This window comes from Streptomyces bobili (genome assembly GCF_002154575.1).
Taxonomy (GTDB): domain Bacteria; phylum Actinomycetota; class Actinomycetes; order Streptomycetales; family Streptomycetaceae; genus Streptomyces; species Streptomyces bobili.
In genome coordinates, this window is record NZ_MUBA01000388.1 from 1 (window position 1) to 3,758 (window position 3,758).

A 3,758-nucleotide genomic window follows, 5' to 3' on the forward strand; every position below is an offset into this window, starting at 1 on the left:
GGCGTGCCGGTGCGGGTGGCGGCGGTGTTGCGGCAGCGGCGGTCGGTGGCCGATCAGGCGGGGCTCAACTCGCGGCAGCGGCTCGGCAATCTGGCCGGCGCGCTGGCGGTGGTGGCCGGTGGCGGGCGGCTGCTCGGGGATGCGGGTGCGGTCGTGCTCGTGGACGATTTGGTGACGACGGGTGCCTCTCTCGCGGAGGCGGCGCGTGCCGTGCGGGTGGCGCTGGAAGCGGAGCGGCCCGCCGGTGCTGCCGGTCCTCCCGGTACTCCCCGTGCGGTCGTCGGGCGGGCCGGACGTGAAGGAGGTGAAGGAGTCGTGGCGGCCGTGTACGGGGGCTCTGCTCGGGAAGGCAGAGGGGTACGACCGTCCGGAGCGCGGAACGGAGGCACGGGACTGGTGCCGGTGTGGCAGATGGGTGTCGGACAGGCGGGTGACCTGCTGTGCGCGGCCGTCGTCGCGGCACCGCCGGACGCTTTCGAAATAAACCGGAACTGACCGAGGACTTGTGTCGTTGCAGGTAATGAGAGGACGAATTCACCTGAACGGAGGTACGCGGCGGTAGAGGGTGACGACATCCGTCCGGGCGAGATATGTTCGGTTGTGAGGGAAAGCCGCAGGCCACACCTCTCGATTCCGAACGCTGTGCTGCGGTTTTCGGTAATCACCCGCAGCACCTGGGGTGGAGATCTCGCCCATGGGGGAGGAGGAGGTGGAAGTCACCGAGTCCGAGGTTCCGGTGCCCACCGGAGCCTGGTGCAAAAGGGAGATGCTCCGCCGCTGATGCGGAGCGATCCGGGAACGGAGTTCTGCGTGGACATCGTCGTCAAGGGCCGCAAGACCGAGGTGCCCGAGCGGTTCCGCAAGCACGTGGCCGAGAAGCTGAAGCTGGAGAAGATCCAGAAGCTCGACGGCAAGGTGATGAGCCTCGACGTCGAGGTGTCCAAGGAGCCCAACCCCCGACAGGCCGACCGGTGCGACCGGGTGGAGATCACGCTCCGCTCCCGCGGTCCGGTGATCCGTGCGGAGGCAGCGGCCAGCGACCCGTACGCGGCACTCGATCTGGCGGCGGAGAAGCTGGATGCCCAGCTGCGCAAGCAGCACGACAAGCGTTACACGCGACGTGGCGCGCGACGGATCTCGGCGGCGGAGGTCGCCGACCACGTCCCCGGAGTCGCGACCCTCACCGGCAACGGCCACCCCGTCCCGTCCGACGACTCCGCCGGCGTGCCGACGAAGAAGATCGGATCGCTGGAGGTACAGGGCGACGGCCCCCTCGTGGTGCGCGAGAAGACCCACGTGGCCGCCCCGATGACCCTTGACCAGGCTCTCTACGAGATGGAGCTGGTCGGGCACGACTTCTATCTCTTCGTCGACTCCGAGACGAAGGAGCCGAGCGTCGTCTACCGGCGCCACGCCTACGACTACGGCGTGATCCACCTCAACACCGACCCGATGGTCGCGCAGGCGCATTCCCCCGAGGCGGGCGGCGCACTGGGCGGCTGAACCCGGCCCCTCGGTGACAGCTGAGCAGGTGCCCCTGGAGCGTGTGTGCGCCCCCAGGGGCACCCGTGTGCGCCCCTTCGGACGTCGCTCCGTCACCGCGTTGTCGTCCAGGCATGGAATCATGGCGGCAACGGCTCAACCGGTGGGTCGTTGCCTTGCGTTGGCGATGGCACTGGACCACGGCCACAGCCTTCAGGGGGAGGGAACGATGGCGGACAGCTTCGGACCGATGCATGACGGGGATGCCGTCGAGGGCGTTGCCGGCATGGGCCCGGACGGGGGGACTCCCCGCAAGGAGCCGATCAGGGTTCTGGTGGTGGACGACCATGCCCTGTTCCGCCGCGGGCTGGAGATCGTGCTTGCCGCGGAGGAGGACATCCAGGTCGTCGGTGAGGCGGGTGACGGGGCGGAGGCCGTGGACAAGGCGGCCGACCTGCTTCCGGACATCGTGCTGATGGACGTACGGATGCCGAAGCGTGGCGGAATCGAGGCGTGCACCTCGATCAAGGAGGTGGCTCCCAGCGCGAAGATCATCATGTTGACGATCAGCGATGAGGAGGCCGATCTCTATGAGGCGATCAAGGCGGGTGCGACGGGTTATCTCCTGAAGGAGATCTCCACGGACGAGGTGGCCACGGCCATTCGTGCGGTGGCGGACGGTCAGTCGCAGATCAGTCCCTCGATGGCGTCGAAACTGCTCACCGAGTTCAAATCGATGATCCAGCGGACCGATGAGCGCAGGCTGGTGCCCGCGCCGCGGTTGACGGACCGTGAGCTGGAAGTGCTCAAACTCGTCGCCACGGGGATGAACAACCGGGACATCGCCAAGGAGTTGTTCATCTCCGAGAACACCGTGAAGAACCATGTGCGGAACATTCTGGAGAAGCTGCAGCTGCACTCCAGGATGGAAGCGGTGGTGTATGCGATGCGGGAGAAGATCCTCGAGATCCGGTAGGCCGGCGGAGGGTTCCGGGCCGGCTGAGGGCTCTCCCGCCGCGGTCGGGTGACGGTCAGGCGAGGGCGCGCGTGAGTTCCCGGGTGAGGGGGTCGCGCAGTTCGGGGGCGTCGACGCGTTCCACCCGTACGTCGGTGCAGTCCACCCAGCTCGCTGCTTCGATCAGGGCCTGGGCGACGGCGGGTACGGCCTTGGGGCCGTCCAGGGTGATCTGTCGGGCGACCAGGGTGCGGCCCTCGCGGGCGGGGTCGACGCGGCCGACGAGCCGGCCGCCGGCGAGTACGGGCATGGCGAAGTAGCCGTGGATCCGCTTGGGCTTGGGCACGTAGGCCTCCAGGCGGTGGGTGAAGCCGAAGATCCGCTCGGTGCGGGCCCGCTCCCAGATGAGGGAGTCGAACGGGGACAGCAGCGTGGTGCGATGGCGGCCGCGCGGGGGTGTCGCCAGGGCTGCCGGATCGGCCCAGGCCGGTTTGCCCCAGCCTTCGACGGTGACCGGGATCAGGCCGGAGTCGGCGATCACCGCGTCGACCTGTTCGCCCTTCAGGCGGTGGTAGTCGGCGATGTCCGCGCGCGTGCCGACGCCGAGGGAGTGGCCGGCGAGGCCGACCAGGCGGCGCAGGCATTCGGTGTCGTCGAGTTCGTCGTGCAGGAGGTCGGCGGGGATCGCGCGTTCGGCGAGGTCGTAGACCCGCTTCCAGCCGCGGCGTTCCACGCAGACGACTTCGCCGTGCATCAGGGCCCGTTCGACGGCGACCTTGGTGCCGGACCAGTCCCACCATTCGCTGGTCTTCTTGGCGCCGCCCAGTTCGGTGGCGGTGAGGGGGCCCTCGGTGCGGAGCTGTTTGATGACCTGCTCGTAGGTGCCCTCGGGGAGGGTATGGTTCCAGTGCGGACGGCCGCGGTAGGCGCGGCGGCGGAAGGCGAAGTGGGGCCACTCCTCGATGGGGAGGATGCACGCGGCGTGGGACCAGTACTCGAAGGCGTGGGGCCGGGCGTCCGACGTGCCGGGGGCGGGCTTCCAGTAGGCGTTCTCGACGGCGGTGCGGCCTACGGCTCCCAGGCGGGCGTACGGGATGAGCTCGTGGGACCGGGCGAGGACGGAGATGGTGTCGAGCTGGACGGCGCCGAGGTGGCGCAGTACGCCGCGGACGCCGGCTCTGCGGTCGGGTGTGCCGAGGAAGCCCTGGGCGCGCAGGGCGATGCGGCGGGCCTCGTCCGCGGAGAGTTCGGTGGCGGGGGGCGGGGTCGTCATGGTGCGCACGATAGGGGCTGGGTCTGACAGCGGGCGGTGAGCTGCGGG

General features: G+C 69.2%; 3 protein-coding genes and 1 pseudogene. 3 read left to right on the plus strand and 1 reads right to left on the minus strand.

The annotated features are described in order from the left end of the window. From BZL64_RS39920 to BZL64_RS27645, 3 genes and pseudogenes are all read left to right on the plus strand, one after another. A pseudogene (locus BZL64_RS39920) lies at positions 1–495 on the plus strand (ComF family protein); the annotation flags it as partial. Between the two features lie 315 nt (positions 496–810). Beyond that, entirely contained in the window at positions 811–1,503 is a 693-nt protein-coding gene (hpf, locus tag BZL64_RS27640; protein WP_364806810.1) for a ribosome hibernation-promoting factor, HPF/YfiA family, read from the plus strand. A 208-nt stretch (positions 1,504–1,711) separates the two neighbouring features. Further along, positions 1,712–2,458 carry a response regulator gene (locus tag BZL64_RS27645; protein WP_086771902.1) on the plus strand — a complete coding sequence of 249 codons (747 nt, stop codon included), beginning with the start codon at positions 1,712–1,714 and terminating at the stop codon, positions 2,456–2,458. Positions 2,459–2,513: 55 nt separating this feature from the next. Here the strand turns inward: BZL64_RS27645 and BZL64_RS27650 are convergent, their stop codons facing one another. Continuing rightward, entirely contained in the window at positions 2,514–3,710 is a 1,197-nt protein-coding gene (locus tag BZL64_RS27650; RefSeq protein WP_086771904.1) for a winged helix-turn-helix domain-containing protein, read from the minus strand. Between the last annotated feature and the right edge of the window lie 48 nt (positions 3,711–3,758).

Excerpts from the sequence above, each read along its gene's own strand:
- BZL64_RS27645 (WP_086771902.1), top strand. The coding sequence starts at position 1,712 with ATGGCGGACAGCTTCGGACCGATGCATGACGGGGATGCCGTCGAGGGC.
- BZL64_RS27650 (WP_086771904.1), bottom strand. The coding sequence starts at position 3,710 with ATGACGACCCCGCCCCCCGCCACCGAACTCTCCGCGGACGAGGCCCGC.